This window comes from Clavibacter michiganensis subsp. tessellarius (assembly GCF_021922985.1).
Lineage (GTDB): Bacteria > Actinomycetota > Actinomycetes > Actinomycetales > Microbacteriaceae > Clavibacter > Clavibacter tessellarius.
Genome location: NZ_CP040788.1, coordinates 798,311 through 820,267, shown reverse-complemented (window position 1 = coordinate 820,267; position 21,957 = coordinate 798,311). Strand labels below are relative to the sequence as shown.

The following is a 21,957-nucleotide window of genomic DNA, read 5'->3' as shown; positions in this document are numbered from 1 at the left end:
TCACCCGGCTGCGGAGGGCAGGCGCTCCGCTCCCCCGACGGCCGCGAGCTCCACCGTCCGGTCGACGAGGTCGGCCGGCACGTCCGTGTGCGTGAGGAGCAGCACCCCGCGGCCCCGGTCGCGCGCCGCCTGGAGCACGTCGCGGAGGACGGCGCGGGCGCGGTCGGCGTCGACGTCCGCGGTCGGCTCGTCGAGCACCAGGACCGGGAAGTCGGCGAGGAGGGCCCGGGCGAGCGCGATCCGCTGCGCCTGTCCGCCGGAGACGAGGCCGCCCCGGTCGCCGACGCGCGCGTCCAGGCCGCCGCGCTCGGCCGTCCAGTCCGCGAGGCCCACGCGGTCGAGCGCCGCGAGCAGCTCGGCGTCGGTCGCCTCCTCCCGCGCGAACAGCAGGTTCTGGCGGATGCTCGCGTCGAAGAGGTGCGGCGCCTGCTCGCAGAGGCCGACGATCCGCCGCACCTCGGAGGGCCGCAGCGAGCGGGCGTCGACGCCGTCGAGCTCGTAGCGGCCGGTCGACTCGAGGAACCGGACGAGCGCGGCGGCGAGCGACGACTTGCCGGATCCGCTCGGGCCGCGCACGACGACCGTCTCCCCCGGCCGCACCGCGAGCGACACCGGGAGGAGGGCGTCGCCCTCGGCACCGGGCCAGCGGGTCACGAGGTCGCGGAGCACGAGGGTCGCGCCCCCGCGGGGCGCGGAGGGCGCCGGGCCCGTCGCGGTCGCCGGGTCGTCCGCCTGCTCCGTCGGGATCTCGGCCGGGACGACCGCGGGCGCGGCCCCCGCCACCCGGTCCGCGCTCGTGCGCACCCGCGTCCACGCCTGCACCGCGAGCGGCACGGCGGTCGCCGACTCGACGAGCGCCAGCGGCACGAGCGCCGCGAGGACGAGCCAGGCCGGATCCATCGCCCCCGACGCGAGGCCGGGCACGCCCTGCAGCACGGTCCAGCCCGCGACGGCGCCCGTGCCGACGAGGACGACGCCCGTCGTGGCGCCCGCCGCCGCCGCGCTCCGCAGCTCCTCCCGCCGGAGCCGCCGGGCGACCCGCTCGAGGTCGGCGAGCCGCGCGTCCACCGCCTGGAACGCCGTGAGCACGTCGAGCCCGCCGACGAGGTCGAGCACGCGGTCCTGCACGGCCGCGCGCAGCGGGGCGATCCGCGTCTCCGCGCGCCCCGCGAGCGCCCCCGTCGCGACGACGCCCACGGCCAGCGCCACCGCGAGCACGACGGCGAGCGCCAGCCCCGCCGCGGGGAGCACCGCCGTCACCACCGCGACGCTCGCCACCTGGACGAGCACCGACACGGCGAGCGGCTGCACGACGCGCAGCGGGAGGTCCTGGAGGCGGTCGACGTCGCCGACGAGCCGCGCGAGCAGGTCGCCGCGCCGGGTGTGCCGGAGCCCGGCCGGCGCGTGCGGCAGGAGCCGCTCGAACACCCCGACCCGCAGCGTCGCGAGGGCGCGGAACGCCGCGTCGTGGCTCGTGATCCGCTCGAGGTAGCGGAACGCGGCCCGTCCGAGCGCGAAGGCCCGCACCCCGACGATCGCCATGCCGAGGAACAGGATGGGCGGCTGCTCCGAGGCCCGCGTGATCAGCCACGCCGACGTGGCGAGGAGCGCGACCGCGCCCGCCGCGCTCGCGAGCCCCGCGAGGAGCCCGGGAAGCGCACGGCGGAGGGGCGGCTGCGCGAGGCGCAGCACCTCGTCGCGGTTCACGGCGCCACCTGCGCGCGCCAGGCGGGTTCGGGCGCGGGGCGCGCCGGGTCGGCTTCCGTCAATGCCGGGGCGGCGGCGCCGGCCCGCTCGAGCCCGGCGTCCCATGTGTCGGGAGCGCGACGTGCCGCGGCGGATCCCGGTGCCTCCAGCCGCAGCTCCACGTCCGCGGCGGCCACCAGGGCCGGGCGGTGGGTCACGACGACGACGGCGCGGCCCTGGTCGGCGAGCGTCCGGATGCCGCGGGCGAGGCGCTCCTCGGCGTCGGCGTCGAGCGCCGAGCTCGGCTCGTCGAGGAGCACGAGCGGGCAGTCGAGGGCGAGCGCGCGGTGCACGGCGCGCGCGACGGCGACCCGCTGGGCCTGCCCGCCCGAGAGGCCCTGGCCGCCGACGCCGAGCGCGAGGTCGGGGTCGATGTGGTCTGCGGCCGCGAGGGCGAGCGCGCGGCGGACGAGCGCGTCGTCCGGATCCTGGACGCCCAGCGCCACGTTCTCCCGCACCGTGCCCGCGACGAGGCCCGGCCGCTGTCCGGCCCAGGCGATCTGCGCGGGCGCGAGCGGCCGGAGCGCGCCCGGGTCCCCCGCGGCCGCGTCGCGGTCCGCCCAGCCGATGCCGCCGCTCGCGGGCAGCTGCCCCAGCACCGCCGCGAGCAGCGACGACTTGCCGGCGCCGCTCGGTCCGGTCACGGCCGTGACGCGTCCGCGGGGAAGGCGCGCGGTGAAGCGGTCGACCGCGCACCGGTCGCCATGCGCGACGACGAGGTCGCGGATCACGAGCTCGTCGCCCGGAGCCACCTCGCCGGGCGCGGTGCCCGCCCGGTCCCGCGCCGACCCCGGAGCGGGAGCGGCTGCGGCTCCCGCGGCGCGGGCCGCCCGCCCCACCCGCTCCTCGTCGAGGATCCCGAGCACGTCGGCCGCGGCCGCGACCCCCTCCGCGGCGGCGTGGAACTGCACGCCGACCTGCCGGATAGGCAGGAACGCCTCGGGCGCGAGCAGCAGCACGAACAGCCCCACCTCGAGGTCGAGCTGCCCGCCGATCAACCGCACGCCCACCGAGACCGCGACGAGCGCGACCGACAGCGACGCCGCGAGCTCCAGCACGAAGCCGGACAGGAACGAGATCCGGAGCACGCGCATGGTCTCGACGCGGTGCTCCTCGGTGACCCGCCGGATCCGCGCCGTCTGCCGCCGGGCCCTCCCGAACACGAGCAGCGTCGAGAGCCCGTCGACCACGTCGAGGAACCCCGAGGCGAGCTCCGTGAGGCGCGCCCACTGCCGCCGCTGCACCTCCTGCGTCGCCCAGCCGACCAGCACCATGAACACGGGGATGACGGGCAGCGTCACGAGCACGGTCACGCCCGTGAGCGGGTCGGCGAGGAGCAGCACCGCGACGACGATCGGCGTGGCGAGGGCCGTGAGGATGAGCTGCGGCACGTAGCGCGCGAAGTAGGGGTCGAGCGCGTCGAGGCCGGGGCCGATCACGGTGGCCACGCGGGCGCGGCTGCGGCGCGCGGTCCACGCGGGGCCGAGGTCGACGACCGCCCGGAGCGCGCGCCGCCGGAGCTCCGCCACGACCTGCGCGGCGCCGCGCGCGCCGACCACGTCGAGCAGCCAGCCCGCGAGGCCGCGGACGAGCGCCGAGACCACGACCAGCGCGAGCACGGGCGCGAGCTCCTCCGGGGTCCGCCCCGCGATCGCCCGCACCACGAGCTGCGTGAGCGACCAGCAGAAGCCGACGAGCGCGGCGGTCTGCACGACGCCCGCGAGGGCGCCGACGACGAGCATCGTCCGGGCGGCGGCGGACGCCCGCAGCAGCCGCGGGTCCAGGGGCCTCATCGCGCGCCTAGTGGGCGGCCCGGGTGATGACGGCGCGCGTGATGCGCTTCCGGAACACCCAGTACGTCCACGCCTGGTAGGCGAGGATCAGCGGCAGCGCGAAGCCCGCGGCCCACGTCATGATCGTGAGCGTGTACGGCGACGACGACGCGTTCGCGATCGTCAGCCCGTGCGCCGGGTCGTTCGACGCCGGCATCACGTACGGGTGCAGCGCGGCGAACAGGCTGGCCACCGCGAGCGCGATGGTCGCCGCGAGCAGCCCGAAGGCCCAGCGCTCCCGACCGCACACGTTGGCGAGGTACGAGGCGACGAGCGCGGCGGCGGCGAGCACCGAGACGAGCCCCGAGAGCGCCGAGCCGTGCGCGAGCGTCGTCCAGATGAGGAACGTCGCCGCGACGACGATGGTCACGGCCCCGACCCGCATCGAGAGGACACGGGCACGCGCCCGGATCGGCCCGTCCGTCTTCAGCGCCGCGAACTGCAGCCCGTGCACGAGGAACAGCGACTGGGTCGTGAGCCCGCCGAGGAGCGCGTAGGGGTTCAGCAGGTCGAGCGTGGATCCCGTGTAGTCGTGGCCCGCATCCATCGGCACGCCGCGCACGACGTTCGCGAACACGACGCCCCAGAGGAACGCCGGCACGACCGAGCCGACCACGATCATCGCGTCGAAGGACCCGCGCCACCGGTCGGACGCCCCCTGGTGCCGGTACTCGAACGAGACGCCGCGGAGGATCAGCGTGATGAGGATCGCGAGCAGCAGCAGGTAGAAGCCGCTGAACATGGTCGCGTACCACTCCGGGAACGCCGCGAAGAGCGCGGCGCCCGCGACGATGAGCCACGTCTCGTTGAGGTCCCAGACGGGCCCGATGGCGTTGATGAGCACGCGTCGGTCGGTGTCGTCCTTCGCGAGGAACGGCAGGCTCATCCCCACGCCGAAGTCGAAGCCGTCGAGCACGAAGTAGCCGACGAAGAGGAAGGCGATGACGCCGAACCAGAGCGCGGGGAGGTCCATCTCAGTACACGCTCGCTTCCCGGACGACCTCGCCCGTCACGGGGTCGGGCTCCCGCTCGGGCTCCGGCCCCTGCTGCGCCGCCCTCAGGATCAGGCGGAACTCCACCACCGCGAGCGAGCCGTAGACGATCGTGAACGCGACGAGCGAGATCAGCACCTGGAGGCCGGTGACGTTCGGCGACACGGCGGAGGACGTCTGCAGCAGGCTGAAGACGATCCACGGCTGGCGGCCCATCTCCGTGAAGATCCAGCCGACTGTCATCGCGAGCAGCGGCAGCGGAGCGGCCCAGATGGCCACCTTCCACATCCACGGCTTCGTGATGCGGCGGCCGCGGCGGGTGAGCCAGAGGCCCGCGACGGCGACGCCGATGGCCGCCATGCCGAAGCCCATCATCCAGCGGAACGCCCAGTAGGTGACCCAGATGGTGGGCGTGTAGTCGCCGGGGCCGTAGCTGGCGACGTACTGCGCCTGCAGGTCGTTGATCCCCTGCACGGTCCCGTCGAGCGTGTGCGTGGAGAGGAACGACAGCAGGTACGGGATGCGGATGGAGAACAGCTCGCTCGACCCGTCCGGCGTGCCCCAGGTGAAGAGCGAGAACGACGCGGCCGCTCCCGATGAGGTGTCGTAGTGCGCCTCGGCTGCGGCCATCTTCATCGGCTGCGTCTGCACCATGGCGAGGCCCAGCTGGTCGCCCGACAGGATGGTGAGCGCGCCGGAGACGACCATGAACCACATGCCGAACCTCATGGCCGGCATCATCGTGTCGAGGTGCTGGTTGCGCGACAGGTGCCAGGCGGCGACCGAGATGATGACGGCGGCCGCGCACATGAAGGCCGCGAAGATCGTGTGCGGGAACGCGGCGAGGGCCACCTTGTTGGTGAGCAGCGCCCCGATGTCGGTGAGCTCCGCGCGGCCGCGGGCCTCGTCGATGCGGTAGCCCACCGGGTTCTGCATGAACGCGTTGGCCGCGAGGATGAAGTAGGCCGAGAGGATCGACGCGACCGAGACCACCCAGATGGACGCGAGGTGCAGCCGCTTCGGGAGCTTGTCCCAGCCGAAGATCCAGACGCCGATGAAGGACGCCTCGAGGAAGAACGCGAGGAGCCCCTCGAGCGCGAGCGGGGCGCCGAACACGTCGCCCACGAAGCGGGAGTACTCCGACCAGTTCATGCCGAACTGGAACTCCTGCACGATGCCGGTGACGGTGCCCATCGCGAAGTTGATGAGGAAGATCCGCCCGAAGAAGCGCGTGAGCCGCAGGTACTGCTGCCTGCCGGTGCGGACCCAGGCGGTCTGGTAGAGCGCGCAGACGACGGCCATGCCGATCGTGAGCGGCACGAAGAGGAAGTGGTAGACGGTCGTGAGGCCGAACTGCCAGCGCGAGAGGACGAGCGGGTCGAGGAGCTCGTTCACGCGGGGGCCCCGGTCCGAGCGGCGACCGGGCGGCGGGCGGGATCCGTCGGGCGCGACGCACGCGACGGGTCGGCGGCCGCGGGACGGCTCGGGTGCGGGTGGTCGAGGCGGGCGGGATGCGGTGTCATGGCGACCGGCTGCGCTTCCTGTGGAGGGCGGATCGTGCGGTTCGAGGCTCCATCGCGACCCCTCCATTCTACGACTTGTAGACGATCCGCGCGAGGGGCGCGGCGGATGCCGGTCGGACCGCGTTCGTCCGACGGCGGCGCGCGCGACACCCGCCGTTCATCCGGCCGGGCGAGCCTTCGATGACGCACCAGGTCGGCGTCGACCCGGTGCGCCCGCGTCCACGCGCGGCCCGCCGGGTCGCGCTCCCGCCGAGCCCGACCCGTAGCTCCCCGGCCCCGCACGACCCGAACCGCACGACGACCGAAGGGCCGCCATGACCTCCTCCGCCCCCGCCTCCCGGGCGCCCGGCTCCGCCGCCGGCCCCGCCGCCGCGGCACCCGCGACCGCCTCCGCCTACGTCGCCGTCCTCGTGGCCGACGGCGCGCTGCTCGCCGGGCGCGTCGCCGAGGTCGCCGAGCGGGTCGAGGCCGAGGCGCCCGAGCGCTACGACGCGCGCACCGCGTCGGTCGCGGACGCGCTCGTCGTGGCCCTCGCCCTGGTGGCCGGCGGCCTCGACGTGCGCGACGCCGCGCAGCACGCCGTGGCCGGGGATCCGGCGCCGGTCATCCAGGCCCTGCACTCGCTGGCGGGGCGCGGCGGCGTCGAGCCGTACCTCCTCCGCAACGGCCTCGAGGTGCACCACTTCCACGCCCTGCGGGACGCCGTCGTCGCCGTCGGCGCGCGCGAGCTGGACGAGTCCCAGGACTGATCCACCGCGCGCCCCTCTTTCTGGGGCCACCCCGGTGTGTCCGCATAAATGAGGACCGGGCTAGAGTCGTCTACGAGCGGACGGCCCTTACCCCCCCCCTTGGGCCCGACGCTCGCAACCCGACGAGCACGTCCGTCCACCCCCCCCCGGACGGACCGCTCCCGGACCACGACGGCCCCCTCTCCCCCGAAGGACCGAGGCCGTCGGAGAGGCCCGGCACCGTGAGGCGTTCCCGCGCCCCGTGCCGGGCCTCTCGACCGTCCGGCGTGCATCGGCGACGCATCCGCGGGCGACCCCGTGCCGGGCCTCTCGACCGTCCGACAGCGATCGGCGGCCTCTCCGCCAGCGACCCCGTGCCGGGACGCGTGCCTCATGCCCGCCGCCGGGCCGCCCCCTCAGTCGCGGGGCGCGTCCTCGAGCGGGAGGTGCAGGATCGCGAGGTCGAGGGACCGCCCGAACTTGACGCCGATGCCGGGCAGCAGCCCCACCCGGCGGAACCCGAGCCGCTCGTGCAGCCGGATGGATCCCGCGTTGCCGGCCTCGATGTCCGCGAACATCGCGCGCTTCCCCGCCGCCCTCGCATGCGCGATGAGCTCCTCCACGAGCGCCCGGCCGATGCCCTGCCCCTGGAACTCCTCGCGCACGTAGACCGAGTCCTCCACCGAGAAGCGGTAGCCGGACTTGTCGCGCCACTGCCCGTAGGTGCCGTAGCCGGCGACGCGCCCGTCGATGTCGGCGATGAGGATGGGCTCGCCCGCGGCCGTGGTCGCCGCGTACCAGCGCTCGCGCTCGGCCCGGTCGACGGGCTCGTCCATCCAGAGGGCCGTGCCGTGCAGGATCGCGTCGTTGCGGATGTCCAGCAGGTCGTCGATGTCGCGGGGCTCGGCGGGGCGGATCAGCATCCCACCAGGGTATCGGCGCGGTCGGCGCGGGCCCGCGCGTGCGGCAGGATCGACCCATGCACTGCACCATCGCGCCGGTCCCGTGGGACGACGAGGACGCGACCCTCCTCCGCCGCGCCCAGCGCGACGAGCTCGACCTCCGCTACGGCGGCGACACCGAGCCCGGCACGAAGCCCACGGCGGCCGACGTCGCCGTCTTCCTCGTCGCGCGCGACGACCGGGGCGCGCCCGTCGGCTGCGGCGGGATCCGGATGCTCCCCGAGCGCCCGGACGGCCCGCGGTGGGCGGAGCTCAAGCGCATGTACGTCGTGCCCGCCGCGCGCGGCACGGGCGTCGCCACCGCGCTCCTCCGGGCGCTCGAGGAGGCGGCGCGCGCCCTCGGCGTCGTCGACCTCGTGCTCGAGACCGGCGACGCGCAGCCCGACGCGATGCGGTTCTACGCCCGCGAGGGCTGGGCGGCCATCCCCTGCTTCGGCGCCTACGCGGGATCCGCGGGCTCGCACTGCTACGGGCTGACGCTCGCGTGAGGCGCGCCCTGCGGCTCGTCCGCCTGCTCGCCCTCTCCTCGCACCCGGGGCCGACCGCAACCGTCACCGTGCTGGCCGCCGGGCTGGCCGTGGCGCTGGGATACGGGCCCGGACGCGTGGTCGCGGTCGCGCTGGCCGTCCTCCTCGGCCAGCTCTCCATCGGGCTGTCCAACGACTGGATCGACGCGGGCCGCGACCGCAGCGTCGGCCGCGACGACAAGCCCGTGGCACGCGGCGAGGTCACGGTGGCGCAGGTGCGGGCCGCCGCGCTCGGCACCGCGGCGGCGTGCCTCGTCGCGTCGGCGGCGCTCGGGCCCCTGTTCCTCCTCGCCCACGTCGTCCTGGTGGGATCCGGCTGGGCCTACAACGCGGGGCTGAAGCGCACGGCCGTGAGCGTCGTGCCGTTCGTGGTGGCGTTCGGGATCCTCCCGACGGTCGTCGCGCTGGGCGCCGCCGACCCCGTGCCCGCCGCCGCATGGGCGTGGGCGACGGGCGGGGTGCTCGGCGTCTCCATCCACTTCACCAACGTGCTGCCCGACCTCGAGGACGACGCGCGCACGGGCGTCCGCGGCCTGCCCCACCGGCTCGGCCGCGTGCCGTCGGGCCTCGTCGCGTTCGGCGCCCTCGCGGTCGGGGCGCTGGCGGCGGCTGTGGGGCCCGTGCTCGCGGATCCCGGCCTCCCCCTCACGCCGCTCGCCGTCGGCGGCCTCGCGGTCACCCTCGCGATCGCCGCGTGGGGCGCCGTGCTCGTCGTCACGCGCCCGCCGGGGCGGCTGCTCTTCCAGCTGATCATGGCGGCCTCGCTGCTGCTGGTCGCCCAGGTCGCGCTGAACGCGACGCGCCTCACCTGACGCGCGCGCCCGCGTCCCGCCCCATGGCGTAGACGGAGGCGAGGCCCGCCGCGGCGGGCGACGCGAGGACCGCGCGGAGCCCGGCGTCCCTGGCCACGCGCGTCAGCCCGCGCACGGGCCGGCCGAGCGCCGTGTTGATCTCCGACTGCACGGCCGCGCGTCGGGCGCTCGCCATGCGGTCGCGCTCCCAGCGGGCGAGGCGGGCGGGATCCGGCACGCCGTCGCGGGCGCGCACGGCGTCGACGAGGATCGGCGCGAGGGAGTCGGCGTCGAGCCAGCCGAGGTTCATGCCCTGGCCGCCGATGGGGCTGATCTCGTGGGCCGCGTCGCCGATGAGCATCGCGCGGCCCGCGGACATCCGCCGCGCCAGGCGCCGGCGCACGCCGAAGCCGCTCACCGGATCGAGGTCGGCCGCGCGCACGACGTGCCCGGTGCGCTCCCGCACCGTCGCGGCGACGGTCTCCGCCGGATCGCCGTCCCGCTCCCCCGCTCGCAGCCCGACGACCCAGCGCCGCATGCCGCCGGGCAGCGGGAAGGACTCGACGACGCCGTCCGGGTGCAGCGTGACGACGGCGTCGTCGCCGCCGTCGGTGGTGTCGGGCGCGTCGCCCATGAGGAAGCGGTCGGGCAGGGGGCGCTCGTCGACGCCGATGCCGAGGAGGCCGCGCACCGCGCCGCGCGTGCCGTCGGCGCCGACCAGGAGGCGCGCCTCGACCTCGACGGTCCGGCCGTCCGCGTCGGCACCGGTGGCCCGGACGCCGCCGCCGGGCTCGCCGAGGGGATCGACCTCGAGCCCCGTGAGCGCGACGCCGCGGCGGAGGGCGTCCGGCGCGAGCCCGGCGAGACGGCGGGCGAGGATCGCCTCGCTGCGCCACTGCGGCAGCGCCGCGACGTACGGGTGCGTGGCGGAGACGCCGGCGAAGGACACGCGGCCGATCTCCCGGCCCCGGGCCATGGCGATGCCGTGCCGCACGAGCACGGCCTCCGCGACCATCTCGTCGGCGACGCCGAGCCGGTCGAACGCGTCGAGCGCGGGCGCGTGGATGCCGATCGCCCGCGACAGCAGCGCGGGCTCGGGCCGCGCCTCCCAGACGCGCACGTCGAGGCCGGCCTGCGCGAGGAGCGCGGCCAGGTGGATCCCGACCGGGCCGCCGCCCACGACGAGCACGTCGACCCGGCTCATCGCGCCACGCCGGCGCCGGCGGTCGCGTCGCGCACGAGCAGCACCCGCGCCGGCAGCGCGCCCTCGACGCGCCACCCCGCGGGTGCCCGCAGCGCGAGCTCGACCGGGGTCCAGCTGCGGCGGATGGAGCGCAGCCCGTCCACGTGCACGAACGACCCGCGCGCCACGAGGCGCGACGCCGGCCCGTAGGCGGCGTAGGCCAGGCGGCTCCGGGCGATGTCGCTGTGGATCGCCCGCGGCGCGAGCGCGGCCGAGTCGGCGAGCAGCGCGTCGAACGCGGCGTCGTCGAGGTGGTGCAGCACGTGGTTGCTCGTCACGAGGTCGAAGCGCCGGCCGTCGCCCACGAGGTCGGAGCTCGACGCGCGGAGGAACGTCACGTCGGGATCCGCCGGGAGGGCCCGCGTGAACGCGGACGCGCGCGCGTCCGGGTCGATGCCCGTGACGCGCAGGCGCAGCCCGTCGCGCCGCGCCCACCTGGCCAGCGCCAGCGGCACGTCGCCGCCGCCCGACCCGACGTCCAGCAGCGTCGTGACCCGCGCGGCCGACAGCAGCGGACGGATCCGGGACCGGTACACCCCGCGCCACCCCGACACCACGCGGTTCACCAGCGCGAACCGCGCGTAGGTGCGCTCGAGCGCGACCGGATCGCAGTCGGGGTCGTCCATGAGCTCGGTGAGCGCGGCGTCCCGGCGGGAGAGGTCCATCAGGCGGTGCGGCGGGTCATGAGCGCCGTCTCGACGGTCAGCCCGGGGCCGAACGCCATGGCGCACACGCGGCCGGCGCCCGCTCCCGGGGTCGCGACGGGCGCGGCCAGGTCGGCGCGGTCGAGGCCCGGCACGTCCGCGGGCGGCGTCCGGTGCAGGATCCGCGCGAGGACGAACAGCACGGTCGCGCTCGACATGTTCCCCACCTCCGCGAGCGTCGACCGGGACGCCTGCAGCTGCGCGGGCGACAGCGCGAGCCGGTCCTCCACGCGGTCGAGGATGCTGCGGCCGCCCGGGTGGATGGCCCAGTCCTCGACCTCCGCCGGCGCGACGCCCGCGAGCGCGGGCACCTGCGCCCACAGCGGCTCGAGCGCGCCCGTGATGTGGTCGTCGATGATCTTCGGCACGTAGCTCGACAGGATCATGTCGAAGCCCTGGTCGCCGATGGTCCACGCCATGTCGTCCTCGCCTACGGGCGTGAGGACGGTCTCGAACGCGTCGAGGTCGAGCACGGTGGATCCGGCGGGCGCGGGTCGCGCGGTCACGATCGCGGCCGCGGCGCCGTCCCCGAACACGGAGGACGCGACGATCGTGTCGGCGTCGCCCGAGGAGTGCAGGTGCAGCGAGCACAGCTCGACGCACACCACGAGGACGACCGCCTCCGGGTCGGCCGCGCAGAACTGCGACGCCATGCGGAGCGCGGGGAACGCGCCGTAGCAGCCCATGAAGCCGAGGTGGAAGCGCTGGGTGGACGCGCCGAGCCCGAGGCCGCGCACGACGGCGTAGTCGGGGCCGGGCGCGTAGAAGCCGGTGCAGGAGACGGTGACGACGTGCGTCACGTCGGACGCCTCGATGCCACCCGCCTGCTCGACGGCCTGGCGCGCCGCGCCGAGCAGCAGCGCGGGCGCCTCGCGGATGTACGTGTCGTTGCGGGCGCCGGTGCCCGGGGTGAGGATGCGGCCGGTCGTCCGGTCGTAGTACACCGGCGGCTCGTCGGCGGCCTCCGGCTCGGCGGCCTCGGCCGATGCCCCGGCCATCCCGGGCGCCGTGCCGAGCTCGCGGATCACCGTGTGCCGGGTGCGGATGCCCGACGCCCCGAAGGCGGCCGAGACGAGCCGCGTGCCCAGGCGCCCGAGCTCGGGCTGGCTCCCGAAGAGGTCGCGCACCCCCTCCTGCGCGAGGACGGTCGGCGGGACCTCGGTCGCGATGGAGCGGATCGAGGCGGTCAGCGTCGGCCGCCGGAGACGACGGCGGCGCCCACCGCGAGGACGACGGCCACGGCGCCGGCGCCGAGGGAGGCGGCGAGGGCCGGGTCCTTGCGCGTGAAGGCACGAGTGCGGGCCGATACGTCGTCGGCCGTGGTGCGGACGCGCGCGACGACGTCGTCGCGGATCCCGCGCACGCGGCCCCTGGCCTCGGCCTTCAGCTCGGACGCCCGGGCGGGCACGTCGAGCGCCGTCTCGAGCTCGCGGACGGTGCGGGCGAGCTCGTCGCGGCCGGAGCGGATGTCGCGCTTGAGCTCCTCGGGGCTGCGCTTGGGCGCGGGAGGGATGTTCGCCCCCTGCCCGCGCGGGGCCGACTCGGCGACCACCTTGTGCTTGCGGACCTCGCGGGCCACGGTCGTCACGGCGCCGAACACGCTCACCTCGCCGGTCGGGGACTTCTTCTTCTTCGCCATGCGCGGGCTCCTGCCGTCGGGTCGTGCATCGGTGCGTCCATTCTGCTCCGTCGCGTGCGCGTCGGAGGCCGATGCGACGAGGGGCCGGCGCTCGCGCGTCGGCCCCTGTCGCGGGACGGGCCTCGCGGCCCGGTCGCCCGCTCCTAGAAGAGGGCCTTCTCCTTCAGCCAGTCGGCGGCGATGGCGGCGGGCTCCGCCTTCTCGTCGCCCTGGTTGCGGCGGTTCATCTCGGTGAGGTCCTCGGTGGTCAGCGCGGCCGACACCTTGTCGAGGATGGAGGTGATGTCGGGGTTCATCTTCGCGGTCTTCACGAGCGGCACGACGTTCTGCGCCTTGATGAGGTTCTCGGGGTCCTCCAGCGTGACGAACCCGTTGTCGAGGATCGACGGGGTGGTCGAGTAGATGTTCGCGATCTGCACCTGGCCGTCGACGAGGGCCTTGACGGTGTTGGGGCCGCCCTGGTCCTCGATGGTGACGAGCTTCGCGTCGATGCCGTACGTGTCGGTGAGCCCGGGGATGCCGTACTCGCGCTCGCCCAGGACCGCGCCGCCGCCCACGTTGATCGTGCCCTTGCCCGCGAGGTCGGAGAGGCTCGTGACGCCGTTCGACTCCGAGTACTCCTTGGTGACGTTGTAGGAGTCCTTGTCCTCGGCGGGCGACTGGTCGAGCACCTCGAAGCCGTCCGGCAGGGCGGATCCGAGCGCCGAGTAGACGTCGTCGCTGGAGGTGGTGGTCGAGTCGGCGTCGTAGGCGGCGAGCAGGTTGCCGGTGTACTCGGGGATGAGGTCGATGGACCCCTCCTCGAGCGCCTTGAGGTAGACCTCGCGCTCGCCGATCTGCAGGTTGCGCGTGACCTTCACGTCGTTGGCCTCGAGCGCCTGCGCGTAGACCTCGGCGAGGATGACGTTCTCGCCGAACGCGGCGGATCCGACGGAGATGGTGTCGCTGGGAGCGGCGGACGCCTGGCCGCCCGAGGTGTCGAGGGGGTCGCCGGACGAGCAGCCGGCGAGGGCCATCGCGGTGCCCAGCGCGACGGTGCCGACGAGGAGCCGGCGGGAGATGCTGTGGGACATTGCTGTGTTCCTTTCAGGAGGTGGTGCTGACCGCCGGCCTCGACGAGGTCCGGGCGGAGTCGGGGGTGCGGCCCGCGGCGGCGACGACGCCGCGCGGGATCACGAGGCGCTGCACGATCGCGAACACGCCGTCGACGACGAGCGCGAGGGCGGTGACGAGGAGGGCGCCGCTGAGCATCAGCGGGAAGTTCCGCGTCGTCAGGCCGGTGAAGATGTACGGCCCGAGGCCGCCGAGGCCGAGGTAGGCCCCGAGCGTGACGGTGCTGATGACCTGCAGGGTCGAGGCGCGGAAGCCGCTGATGATGAGCGGCAGGGCGAGCGGGATCTCCACGCGGCCGAGGATCTGCCACTCGGTGAGCCCCACCGCCCGGGCGGCGTCGACGGTCGCGCGGTCGACGGCGAGCACGCCGGCGTAGACGCCCGCCAGGAGCGGCGGGATGCCGAGGATCGCGAAGGTGACGATGGGGCCGGTCAGCCCGATCCCGAAGTACAGCCCGAGGAGGACCAGCACGCCGAGCGTCGGCAGGGCGCGGAGCCCGCCGGAGAACCCGACGGCGAGGTTGCGCCCGCGCCCGGTGTGGCCGATGTAGAGGCCCGCCGGGACCGCGATCACGGAGGCCAGCGCGATCGCGAGGAACGTGTACCAGAGGTGGTCGCGGAGGCCGAGGGCGTAGCCGCCCGTGCCGCCCCAGCGGGAGGGGTCGAGGAGGAGCTGGAACGCCTCGGCGAACGAGTTCACAGCGTGCTCCCCTTCGTCACGAGGGCGCCGCGGCGCAGGCGCCGCCGGGTCGGGCTGGAGGTCACGGCCGCCCAGGGCATGAGGACGCGTCCGATGAGCAGCAGCAGGAGGTCGAAGGCGAGCGCGATGAGCAGGATGCCGACGACGCCCGTGACGATCTCCGTGTAGAACGAGCGGCGGTACCCGGTGAGGATCATGGTGCCGAGGCTCTGGATGCCCGTCAGCGCGCCGACCGTCACCATGCTCACCGTGCTCACGGAGATGACCCGGAGGCCCGCGAGGAGCACGGGTCCGGCGAGCGGCAGCTCGACGCGCCAGAAGCGCGCCCAGCCGGAGTAGCCCATCGCGGTGGCCGACTGCTTGACGTCCTCCGGCACGGCGGCCAGCGCGTCCGACGTGATGCGCACCAGGAGGGCGAGGGCGTAGACGGTCAGCGCGACGACGACGTTCCGGGGGTCGATGATCGTCGTGCCGATGATGGCCGGGATCGCGATGAGCAGCGGGAGGGACGGGATCGTGTACAGGATCCCGCCGACCGTGAGGAGCGGTCCGCGGACGGGCCGGTAGCGGTTGGCCAGCCAACCGAAGGGCAGCGACAGCACGAGGCCCACGATGATGGGCGGCGCCGCCAGCGTCACGTGCGCGACGGCCAGGTCCAGCACCGTCTGGATGTTCGTGAGGACCCAGTTCACGCGGGTCCCGCACCCTGCGCCGGAGCACCGGGGGCGTGCGCGGCCCCCGCCTCGGTCGTGGCGCGCTCGGACGCGGCGGCGGTCCGGGCGGCGCGGTCCTCGCCGTCGAGCACGCCGACGAGCCGGCCGTCGCGGTCGACGAGCACGCGGCCGGTGCCGGTGTCCTCGAGGTGGAGCGCGCGCTTGCCCTTGTCGGCGCCCACGAAGTCGCGCACGAAGTCGTTCGCGGGGTCCGAGAGGATCTCCTGCGGCGTGCCCTGCTGGGCGATGCGGCCGCCCTTCTCGAGGATCACGACCTGGTCCCCGAGGAGGAAGGCCTCGTCGATGTCGTGCGTGACGAAGACGACGGTCTTGTCGAGCTGGGTGCGGAGCCGGATGAGCTCCTGCTGGAGGTCGTCGCGCACGAGCGGGTCGACGGCGCCGAACGGCTCGTCCATCAGCAGGATGTTCGGGTCGACCGCGAGCCCGCGCGCCACGCCCACGCGCTGCTGCTGGCCGCCGGAGAGCTGCGACGGGTAGCGGTCGGCCATCGAGCGGTCGAGGCCCACCGTGTCCATGAGCTTCAGCGCGTCCTCGCGCGCCGTCCGCTTGTCCACGCCCGTGAGGCGGGGGACGGTCGCGATGTTGTCGACGACCTTGCGGTGCGGCAGGAGGCCCGAGTTCTGCATCACGTAGCCGATGCTGCGGCGGAGCTTCACGGCGTCCTGCGTGGCGATGTCGGTGCCGTCGATCTCGATGCGGCCGCTCGTGGGATCGACCATGCGGTTGATCATGCGCATGAGGGTCGTCTTGCCGCAGCCCGAGGACCCGACGAGGACCGTCGTGGTCTGCGAGGGGACGACGAGGCTGAAGTCCTCGATCGCGAGCGTGCCGTCCGGGTACTGCTTGCGGACGTGGTGGAACTCGATCATGGGTGGCTCATTCCTCGTAGGCACTACGAATCGACACTTGCCAGGCACACCAGCGAACCACGCCCGCCGCGGATCGACCGCACCGGAGGGTCCGCTGACGCCACTTCGTAACAAATGGACGCTCGCCGGACAGCCCACCGGATGCCGCCCGCGGGACCCGGCCGTCCGGGCGTCGGCCAGGATGGAGGGCATGACGCGCATCCTCGCCCGGGCCCTGTCCGCCGACGACCTGGTCGCCCTGCTCGACGTCGACCACGCGGGCGGCGCCGTGCCCGCCCCGTCCTGGCGCATCGAGCCGGGCCAGCGCGTCGCCGTGCTGGTGGACACGCTCCCCCGCCGCCCCGAGGGCGACACGGAGGACCAGGTGCCGGTCCGGCGGCTCGAGTCCGCGCGCTGGGGCCTCGTCCCGGCCGGATCCCCGGGGCCGGACCAGGGCCCGCCGCTCGCCGAGGTCCCCGCCGAGTCCCTCGCCTCCCGGCCCGAGCTCCTGCCGGCGCTCGTCTCCCGGCGCGCGGCCGTCCCCGTCTCCGGCTACTACGAGCACCACGAGACCGACGACGGCCTCCGCACGCCCTACCTCGTCGGCGCGGGCGACGGGATCGTGCTGCTCGCGGCGCTGTACGAGTGGTGGCGGGACCCGTCGCGCGCGGCCGACGACCCGGCCCGCTGGGTGCTGAGCTGCGCGGTCCTCACGCGCCCCGCGGCCGGCACGGTGGAGGCGCTGGCCGAGCGGATGCCCGTCGTGCTGTCGCCGGACGTCGTCGAGGAGTGGCTCGACCCCACGGCGGAGGGCTCGCCCGACCTGCTGCGCGCGGTGGCCGCGCAGGCCGAGGACGTCATCGAGGAGCTCGCCATGGACGAGGTCGGCCCCGGCGTCGACCAGGGCGCGCCGGACACCGCGGAGCTCGCCCGCCCGGTGTGATCGGCGTCCCGCTCCGCCCGGGTCTGCTTGACTGAGCCCGTGGCCCCCTCCTCGAAGAAGAAGAAGCACGCGACCCGCACGCTCCTCGAGTCCCCCGCCGCCGCACCCGTGCTGCACCGGGCGGCGCGCATGGAGGACCGCATCCACGAGATCCGCGAGGGCCGCGCCCGCAAACGGGGCCTCCAGCCGACCGTCATCCCGTACGCGGGCTACGGATCCGTCCGGTGGGTGCGCGTGCTCTGCCGCGTCCTCCTCACCGACCCGAAGAGCAAGCGCGCGCTGGCGGGCGACAAGGTCGTCCGCGGCTGGCGCAGCTTCACGAGCGTGCCGCTCACCGACGTCGACGTGGTCGTCGAGATCGACGGCACCGAGCACCACGTGCGGGCCGACCGGGGCGGCGTCGTCGACACGGTCGTCGAGGCGGCGCTGCCGAGCGGGTGGCACACCATCCGCATCCGCTCGCAGGGGTCCGAGACCGTCGAGGCGCCGGTGTTCATCGTGGGCGACGACGTGCGCACCGGGATCCTCAGCGACATCGACGACACCGTGATGGTCACCGCGCTCCCCCGGCCCTTCCTCGCCGCGTGGAACACGTTCGTGCTCGACGAGCACGCGCGGACGCCCACGCCCGGCATGGCCGTCCTCTACGAGCGGCTGCGCGTGCGCCACGCGGGCTCGCCCGTGCTGTACCTCTCGACGGGCGCGTGGAACGTGGCGCCGACGCTCACCCGGTTCCTGTCGCGGAACCTGTACCCGCCGGGCCCGATCCTCCTCACCGACTGGGGTCCCACGGTCGACCGCTGGTTCCGCAGCGGCATGGAGCACAAGCGGCTGAACCTGCAGCGGCTCGCCGAGGAGTTCCCGCGCGTGAAGTGGATCCTCGCGGGCGACGACGGCCAGCACGACGAGCTGCTCTACGGCGAGTTCGCGGAGCGGAACCCCGACAACGTGAAGGTCGTGCTCATCCGCCAGCTCAGCGCCGGCGAGGCCGTCCTCGCGGGCGGCCGCGCGAAGGCCGAGGAGCGGGCGCTCGACAGCAGCGTCCCGTGGGTCTACGCCCCGGACGGCGCGAGCCTCCTCGCGCAGCTCGACGACCTCGGCCTCGCCGACGACTCCGGCACCCGCATCGGCACCTAGCGGCGCCATCGCGCGGCACCGCGCGCACGGCACGACGCACGAGGGCCCCGCAGGATCTCCTGCGGGGCCCTCGCGCGCGCGGGGATCAGACGGCGTCGGTGAGCGCCTGGAACTCGTCGTCGGTGAGCTCGATCGCCGCCGCGGCGATGTTGTCCTCGACGTGCCCGACTGACTTGGTGCCGGGGATCGGCAGCATCACGGGCGAGCGGCGGAGGAGCCACGCGAGGGCGAGCTGCGACGGGCTCGCGTCGTGCTGCTTCGCGAGGGCGTCGAGCGGGCCGCCGTCCTTCGCGAGCTCGCCGGTCGCGAGCGGGAACCACGGGATGAACGCGAGGCCCTCGGCCTCGGCGTACTCGAGCAGCGGCTCGGCGTCGCGCTTGGCGAGGTTGAAGAGGTTCTGCACGGAGACGATCTCGGCGATCTCGCGCGCCGCCTTCACGTCGTCCACGGAGACCTCGGACAGGCCGATGTGGCGGATCTTGCCCTCGGACTGCAGCTCCTTGAGCACGCCGATCTGGTCCTCCAACGGGACGGCCGGGTCGATGCGGTGCAGCTGGTAGAGGTCGATGCGCTCGAGGCCGAGGTGGCGGAGGCTCAGCTCGGCCTGCTGGCGCAGGTACTCGGGGCGGCCGACGGGGCGCCAGTCGCCGGGGCCGGGGCGCGTGAGCCCGCCCTTGGTTGCGACGACGACGTCGTCGGCGTACGGGTGGAGCGCCTCCTTGAGGAACTCCTCGGCCACGAACGGGCCGTAGGAGTCGGCGGTGTCGAAGAACGTGACGCCGAGCTCGGCGGCGCGGCGGATGACGCGGACGGCCTCGGCGGGATCCGCGGGGGCGCCCCAGACGCCCTCGCCGGTCAGCTGCATGGTGCCGTAGCCGAGACGGACGACGGGCAGGTCGCCGCCGATGGTGAACGTGCCGGATGCGCCGGCCGCGGTGGTGGTGTCGGTCATGTGGACCCTCCTCGGGTGTCGATGACGAGGGAGGCGTCTGCCGCCCTCGGGACTCCAGGGCCAACGCGCGCGTGCCCGGATCCATGCCCGATCGGCCGGCCGCGCCCGACCCTCGACCTCCGGTGGAGGGTGAGGCGGATCCGCCCGCTCCCCTCGTGGATGTCGGCGCCCGTTCCTACACTCGGATCAGACGTTCGAACACCCGTTCGAACGCACGAGGCGCGGCCGGCGCGACGATGGGAGGAGCGGCATGATGCGGATCGACGAGGACGTGGAGGTCGAGCTCTCGGGGGACGGCTCGCCGCTCCGGTTCACCTGGCGGGGCGTGGTCTACGGCGTCGTCAGCTCGCCCGAGCGGTGGATCGCGCGGGTCGACTGGTGGCAGCGCACGGGCCGCGCGCCCCGCGGCGCGAGCGGGCACCTGCTCGAGCTCCGGATGTGGCGCGTCGAGGCCGTGCCGCTCACCACGGGCGCGCGCCGGGTCGACGGGTCGTTCGACCTGAGCGTCGACGGACGCGGCCGGTGGTCGCTCGTCACGGCGTCGGACGAGGAGCTCGACACGCGCCTGTTCGCCTGAGCGCCCGCCCACCCGGGCGTGCGGCGTGCGGGGAATAGCGGGCGGCGTCGCGGCCTTGGATCCCACGGCGCCGCGCACGGCGTCGGCACGCGATCACCCGGACCGCGGCGCACGGAGGGATCCCGCATGGCGGCACTCGAGTGGCTGTTCGACGCGCAGCTCCGCATCGGCGACCAGACCATCCTCTGGCGCGAGATCGTCGGCAACCTCTTCGGCCTCGCCAGCGCGCTCGGCGGCATGCGCCGGAAGGTCTGGGCGTGGCCCGTCGGCATCGTCGGCAACGTGCTCCTCTTCACCGTCTTCCTCGGCGCCGTCTTCGGCACGCCGAACCCCGTGAACCTCCTCGGCCAGGCCGGACGCCAGGTCATGTTCATCGCCGTGTCCGTCTACGGCTGGCACCGCTGGCAGCAAGCCCGGCACAGTGGCGCGCCCGTGGTGCCGCGCTGGGCGTCCGGCCGCCAGCGCGCCCTGCTCGTCGTCGCGCTCGTCGGCGGCACGGCGCTCCTCACGCCCCTCTTCCGCGCGCTCGGCTCCTACGAGCCCGTGTGGGCCGACGCCTGGATCTTCGTCGGCTCGCTCCTCGCCACCTACGGCATGGCCAAGGGCTGGGTCGAGTTCTGGCTCATCTGGGTGGCGGTCGACCTCGTCGGCGTGCCGCTCCTCGTGGGCGCGGGCTACTACGCGTCGGCGTTCATGTACGTCTTCTACGGCGCCTTCACCCTCACGGGCTTCTTCGTCTGGATGCGCGCCCGCGGCACCGCGTCGCCCGCGGTCGAGACGGCGTTCCCGGATCCGCGCGTCGTCGAGGCGCCCGCCGACCGCTGAGCGTCGACGGCTGACGGCTGATACTCGACCGACCGCTGGCGCCGGTCGCTCGACATCCCAGCGGGTGGGCGGCGCTAGCGGCCCTGGCCGTTGGAGCAGGTGCTCTGCGCGGCCGTCTGCCCGGTGATGCTCTGGTCGAGCACCTCCGACGTGGGCGACGGCGCCGGGGCGGGCGAGGATCCGTCCGCCGGGGCCGCCGACTCCGCGGCGGGCGGCGTCGTGGCGGCCTCGCCCGGCACGCTGCCCGGGACGCTGCCGGCCTCGTCCGTCGCCGCGGGCTGGCCGAGCGAGAAGTCCGCGTCGGACGCGAGCAGGCCCACGAGCTGGGCGGCCGCGGCCTCGTCCGGCTGCACCCGCCCGTTGGCGAGCACCGTGCCCGGGTACTGGAGGAACACGACGTCGTCGAGCGGGATGTCCTTGAACGTGAGCGCCACGGAGACGAGCGTGTCGAGGTCCGCGAGCGACGTCGACAGCTGCATGTTGTCGACCACGGCGCGCGCGATGCCGTAGAGCTTCGCCGGGTTCGTCAGGGTGTCGGTGCTCTTGATCGTGCGCACGAGCGCGCTGAGGAAGACCTGCTGGTTGCCGATGCGCGAGATGTCGCTGCCGTCGCCCACGCCGTAGCGGGTGCGGAGGAACTGCACCGCGTCCTTGCCCTGGAGGGTGTGCAGGCCGGGATCCAGCGCCAGGTCGGTCTTCTTGTCGTAGATGCCGTTGGCCACGCAGACCTCGACGCCGCCGACCGCGTTGGACATCTCGACCACGCCGTTGAACTGGACGACGCCGCCGTAGGGGATGTCGAGCCCGGTGAGGCCCTCGACCATGCGCACGGTGCACTCGAAGCCGCCGCGGGACAGCGACTCGTTGAGCTGCGCGCGGGCGAGCGCCGGGTACTGCGTGCCGTCCGGGCCCTGGCACGCGGGGATCGGGACGAGCATGTCGCGCGGGAACGAGATCACGGTGGCGCGCGAGCTGTCCTCGCTGATGTGCAGGAGCATCGTCACGTCGTTGAGCGTCGCGGTGCCCACGTCCTTGGCCGCGCCGTAGCCGTCGCCCTGGCCGGCGCGGCTGTCGCTGCCGACGATGAGGATGTTGGCGCCGCCGTCGATCCCGCCGAGCGACGGTGGAAGCGCCTGACCGCCGGAGATGTCGACCTGGTTGGCGGAGACGGTGCGCGAGAGGTCCCAGGCGGCGATGCCCACGACGGAGAGCGTGCTCGCGAGCGCGACGGCGACGACGGCCGCGACGCCCTTCATCACGGTGCGGCCGGCGCTCGGCGTGCGGAGGCGTCCGTGCCGCGCGATGCCGCGGACGCGGGCCCGGTCGGCGCGGGTCCTCTGGGGGGCGTGCTGCATGGGGGGATCTCTCGTCGCCGGGCGGGGAGGTTCGGGCACGGCGGCCCGCATGCCCCTCAGGCTAACCGAGACCGGTGGATGGTCCGC

Annotated in this window: 22 protein-coding genes; 7 read left to right on the top strand and 15 right to left on the bottom strand. The window is 74.7% G+C overall.

Going from position 1 to position 21,957, the window contains the following annotated elements; all coding sequences use genetic code 11:
- The 4 genes from cydC to FGG90_RS03735 are packed head-to-tail and all read right to left on the bottom strand — an operon-like array spanning nucleotide 1 to nucleotide 5,965.
- Nucleotides 1-1,707 carry a thiol reductant ABC exporter subunit CydC gene (gene cydC / locus FGG90_RS03750; protein WP_210433066.1) on the bottom strand — a complete coding sequence of 569 codons (1,707 nt, stop codon included), beginning with the start codon at nucleotides 1,705-1,707 and terminating at the stop codon, nucleotides 1-3.
- Nucleotides 1,704-3,539, bottom strand: coding sequence for a thiol reductant ABC exporter subunit CydD (gene cydD, locus FGG90_RS03745; protein WP_094130330.1), 1,836 nt, complete (start codon nucleotides 3,537-3,539; stop codon nucleotides 1,704-1,706). Before cydD ends, cydC begins: the two co-directional genes overlap by 4 nt.
- 7 nt (nucleotides 3,540-3,546) lie before the next feature.
- Nucleotides 3,547-4,551 carry a cytochrome d ubiquinol oxidase subunit II gene (gene cydB, locus FGG90_RS03740; protein WP_094130333.1) on the bottom strand — a complete coding sequence of 335 codons (1,005 nt, stop codon included), beginning with the start codon at nucleotides 4,549-4,551 and terminating at the stop codon, nucleotides 3,547-3,549.
- Nucleotide 4,552: 1 nt separating this feature from the next.
- On the bottom strand, nucleotides 4,553-5,965 hold the full coding sequence (locus tag FGG90_RS03735; RefSeq protein WP_094130336.1) for a cytochrome ubiquinol oxidase subunit I: 1,413 nt from the start codon (nucleotides 5,963-5,965) through the stop codon (nucleotides 4,553-4,555).
- Nucleotides 5,966-6,407: 442 nt separating this feature from the next.
- On the opposite strand from FGG90_RS03735, the gene FGG90_RS03730 reads away from it, so the two are divergent.
- On the top strand, nucleotides 6,408-6,842 hold the full coding sequence (locus FGG90_RS03730; protein WP_094130339.1) for a hypothetical protein: 435 nt from the start codon (nucleotides 6,408-6,410) through the stop codon (nucleotides 6,840-6,842).
- Nucleotides 6,843-7,237: 395 nt separating this feature from the next.
- Here FGG90_RS03730 and FGG90_RS03725 read toward each other — a convergent pair whose 3' ends face one another.
- Nucleotides 7,238-7,744: a GNAT family N-acetyltransferase gene (locus tag FGG90_RS03725; protein WP_094130341.1), complete on the bottom strand. Its 507-nt coding sequence runs from the start codon at nucleotides 7,742-7,744 to the stop codon at nucleotides 7,238-7,240.
- Nucleotides 7,745-7,800: 56 nt separating this feature from the next.
- On the opposite strand from FGG90_RS03725, the gene FGG90_RS03720 reads away from it, so the two are divergent.
- Both FGG90_RS03720 and FGG90_RS03715 read left to right on the top strand, forming a co-directional pair.
- Entirely contained in the window at nucleotides 7,801-8,271 is a 471-nt protein-coding gene (locus tag FGG90_RS03720; RefSeq protein WP_094130344.1) for a GNAT family N-acetyltransferase, read from the top strand.
- A complete protein-coding gene (locus FGG90_RS03715; protein ID WP_237583511.1) occupies nucleotides 8,268-9,122 on the top strand; it encodes a UbiA family prenyltransferase in 855 nt (284 codons plus the stop codon). Before FGG90_RS03720 ends, FGG90_RS03715 begins: the two co-directional genes overlap by 4 nt.
- On the opposite strand, the gene FGG90_RS03710 is transcribed toward FGG90_RS03715, so the two are convergent.
- The 8 genes from FGG90_RS03710 to FGG90_RS03675 all read right to left on the bottom strand — a co-directional run bounded on the left by FGG90_RS03710 (nucleotide 9,115) and on the right by FGG90_RS03675 (nucleotide 16,102).
- A complete protein-coding gene (locus FGG90_RS03710; protein ID WP_094130347.1) occupies nucleotides 9,115-10,305 on the bottom strand; it encodes an FAD-dependent oxidoreductase in 1,191 nt (396 codons plus the stop codon). The genes FGG90_RS03715 and FGG90_RS03710 overlap by 8 nt on opposite strands.
- A complete protein-coding gene (locus FGG90_RS03705; RefSeq protein WP_094130350.1) occupies nucleotides 10,302-11,009 on the bottom strand; it encodes a class I SAM-dependent methyltransferase in 708 nt (235 codons plus the stop codon). Before FGG90_RS03705 ends, FGG90_RS03710 begins: the two co-directional genes overlap by 4 nt.
- On the bottom strand, nucleotides 11,009-12,238 hold the full coding sequence (locus FGG90_RS03700; protein ID WP_094130353.1) for a type III polyketide synthase: 1,230 nt from the start codon (nucleotides 12,236-12,238) through the stop codon (nucleotides 11,009-11,011). Before FGG90_RS03700 ends, FGG90_RS03705 begins: the two co-directional genes overlap by 1 nt.
- Nucleotides 12,235-12,687, bottom strand: a complete 453-nt coding sequence (locus tag FGG90_RS03695) for a DUF3618 domain-containing protein (RefSeq protein ID WP_094130357.1) — start codon at nucleotides 12,685-12,687, stop codon at nucleotides 12,235-12,237. The genes FGG90_RS03700 and FGG90_RS03695 overlap by 4 nt, the downstream gene beginning before the upstream one ends.
- 143 nt (nucleotides 12,688-12,830) lie before the next feature.
- Nucleotides 12,831-13,760 (bottom strand): ABC transporter substrate-binding protein, encoded by a 930-nt coding sequence (locus FGG90_RS03690; RefSeq protein ID WP_094130360.1) that lies wholly within the window; start codon nucleotides 13,758-13,760, stop codon nucleotides 12,831-12,833.
- 13 nt (nucleotides 13,761-13,773) lie between these two features.
- On the bottom strand, nucleotides 13,774-14,499 hold the full coding sequence (locus FGG90_RS03685; RefSeq protein WP_094130363.1) for an ABC transporter permease: 726 nt from the start codon (nucleotides 14,497-14,499) through the stop codon (nucleotides 13,774-13,776).
- Complete coding sequence (locus FGG90_RS03680) at nucleotides 14,496-15,191, bottom strand: ABC transporter permease (RefSeq protein ID WP_094130366.1); 696 nt, start codon at nucleotides 15,189-15,191, stop codon at nucleotides 14,496-14,498. The genes FGG90_RS03685 and FGG90_RS03680 overlap by 4 nt, the downstream gene beginning before the upstream one ends.
- The gene (locus tag FGG90_RS03675; RefSeq protein ID WP_094130369.1) at nucleotides 15,188-16,102 is read right to left on the bottom strand and encodes an ABC transporter ATP-binding protein; all 915 of its coding nucleotides are present in this window, start codon (nucleotides 16,100-16,102) and stop codon (nucleotides 15,188-15,190) included. Before FGG90_RS03675 ends, FGG90_RS03680 begins: the two co-directional genes overlap by 4 nt.
- Nucleotides 16,103-16,292: 190 nt before the next feature.
- Between FGG90_RS03675 and FGG90_RS03670 the strand changes: the two genes are divergently transcribed.
- Both FGG90_RS03670 and FGG90_RS03665 read left to right on the top strand, forming a co-directional pair.
- On the top strand, nucleotides 16,293-17,024 hold the full coding sequence (locus tag FGG90_RS03670; protein ID WP_094130372.1) for an SOS response-associated peptidase: 732 nt from the start codon (nucleotides 16,293-16,295) through the stop codon (nucleotides 17,022-17,024).
- Nucleotides 17,025-17,063: 39 nt separating this feature from the next.
- Nucleotides 17,064-18,161, top strand: coding sequence for an App1 family protein (locus FGG90_RS03665; protein WP_094130375.1), 1,098 nt, complete (start codon nucleotides 17,064-17,066; stop codon nucleotides 18,159-18,161).
- An 85-nt stretch (nucleotides 18,162-18,246) separates the two neighbouring features.
- Here FGG90_RS03665 and FGG90_RS03660 read toward each other — a convergent pair whose 3' ends face one another.
- Complete coding sequence (locus FGG90_RS03660) at nucleotides 18,247-19,113, bottom strand: aldo/keto reductase (protein ID WP_094130378.1); 867 nt, start codon at nucleotides 19,111-19,113, stop codon at nucleotides 18,247-18,249.
- A gap of 250 nt (nucleotides 19,114-19,363) precedes the next feature.
- On the opposite strand from FGG90_RS03660, the gene FGG90_RS03655 reads away from it, so the two are divergent.
- Both FGG90_RS03655 and pnuC read left to right on the top strand, forming a co-directional pair.
- On the top strand, nucleotides 19,364-19,690 hold the full coding sequence (locus FGG90_RS03655; protein ID WP_237583510.1) for a DUF6504 family protein: 327 nt from the start codon (nucleotides 19,364-19,366) through the stop codon (nucleotides 19,688-19,690).
- Nucleotides 19,691-19,816: 126 nt separating this feature from the next.
- Nucleotides 19,817-20,515: a nicotinamide riboside transporter PnuC gene (gene pnuC / locus FGG90_RS03650; protein WP_094130380.1), complete on the top strand. Its 699-nt coding sequence runs from the start codon at nucleotides 19,817-19,819 to the stop codon at nucleotides 20,513-20,515.
- A gap of 74 nt (nucleotides 20,516-20,589) precedes the next feature.
- Here the strand turns inward: pnuC and FGG90_RS03645 are convergent, their stop codons facing one another.
- Entirely contained in the window at nucleotides 20,590-21,870 is a 1,281-nt protein-coding gene (locus tag FGG90_RS03645; protein WP_094130383.1) for an LCP family protein, read from the bottom strand.
- Between the last annotated feature and the right edge of the window lie 87 nt (nucleotides 21,871-21,957).

Coding starts and splice junctions, on each gene's coding strand:
- cydD (WP_094130330.1), bottom strand. CDS start 3,539: ATGAGGCCCCTGGACCCGCGGCTGCTGCGGGCGTCCGCCGCCGCCCGG.
- cydB (WP_094130333.1), bottom strand. CDS start 4,551: ATGGACCTCCCCGCGCTCTGGTTCGGCGTCATCGCCTTCCTCTTCGTC.
- FGG90_RS03730 (WP_094130339.1), top strand. CDS start 6,408: ATGACCTCCTCCGCCCCCGCCTCCCGGGCGCCCGGCTCCGCCGCCGGC.
- FGG90_RS03725 (WP_094130341.1), bottom strand. CDS start 7,744: ATGCTGATCCGCCCCGCCGAGCCCCGCGACATCGACGACCTGCTGGAC.
- FGG90_RS03720 (WP_094130344.1), top strand. CDS start 7,801: ATGCACTGCACCATCGCGCCGGTCCCGTGGGACGACGAGGACGCGACC.
- FGG90_RS03710 (WP_094130347.1), bottom strand. CDS start 10,305: ATGAGCCGGGTCGACGTGCTCGTCGTGGGCGGCGGCCCGGTCGGGATC.
- FGG90_RS03705 (WP_094130350.1), bottom strand. CDS start 11,009: ATGGACCTCTCCCGCCGGGACGCCGCGCTCACCGAGCTCATGGACGAC.
- FGG90_RS03695 (WP_094130357.1), bottom strand. CDS start 12,687: ATGGCGAAGAAGAAGAAGTCCCCGACCGGCGAGGTGAGCGTGTTCGGC.
- FGG90_RS03690 (WP_094130360.1), bottom strand. CDS start 13,760: ATGTCCCACAGCATCTCCCGCCGGCTCCTCGTCGGCACCGTCGCGCTG.
- FGG90_RS03675 (WP_094130369.1), bottom strand. CDS start 16,102: ATGATCGAGTTCCACCACGTCCGCAAGCAGTACCCGGACGGCACGCTC.
- FGG90_RS03670 (WP_094130372.1), top strand. CDS start 16,293: ATGACGCGCATCCTCGCCCGGGCCCTGTCCGCCGACGACCTGGTCGCC.
- FGG90_RS03660 (WP_094130378.1), bottom strand. CDS start 19,113: ATGACCGACACCACCACCGCGGCCGGCGCATCCGGCACGTTCACCATC.
- FGG90_RS03655 (WP_237583510.1), top strand. CDS start 19,364: ATGATGCGGATCGACGAGGACGTGGAGGTCGAGCTCTCGGGGGACGGC.
- pnuC (WP_094130380.1), top strand. CDS start 19,817: ATGGCGGCACTCGAGTGGCTGTTCGACGCGCAGCTCCGCATCGGCGAC.
- FGG90_RS03645 (WP_094130383.1), bottom strand. CDS start 21,870: ATGCAGCACGCCCCCCAGAGGACCCGCGCCGACCGGGCCCGCGTCCGC.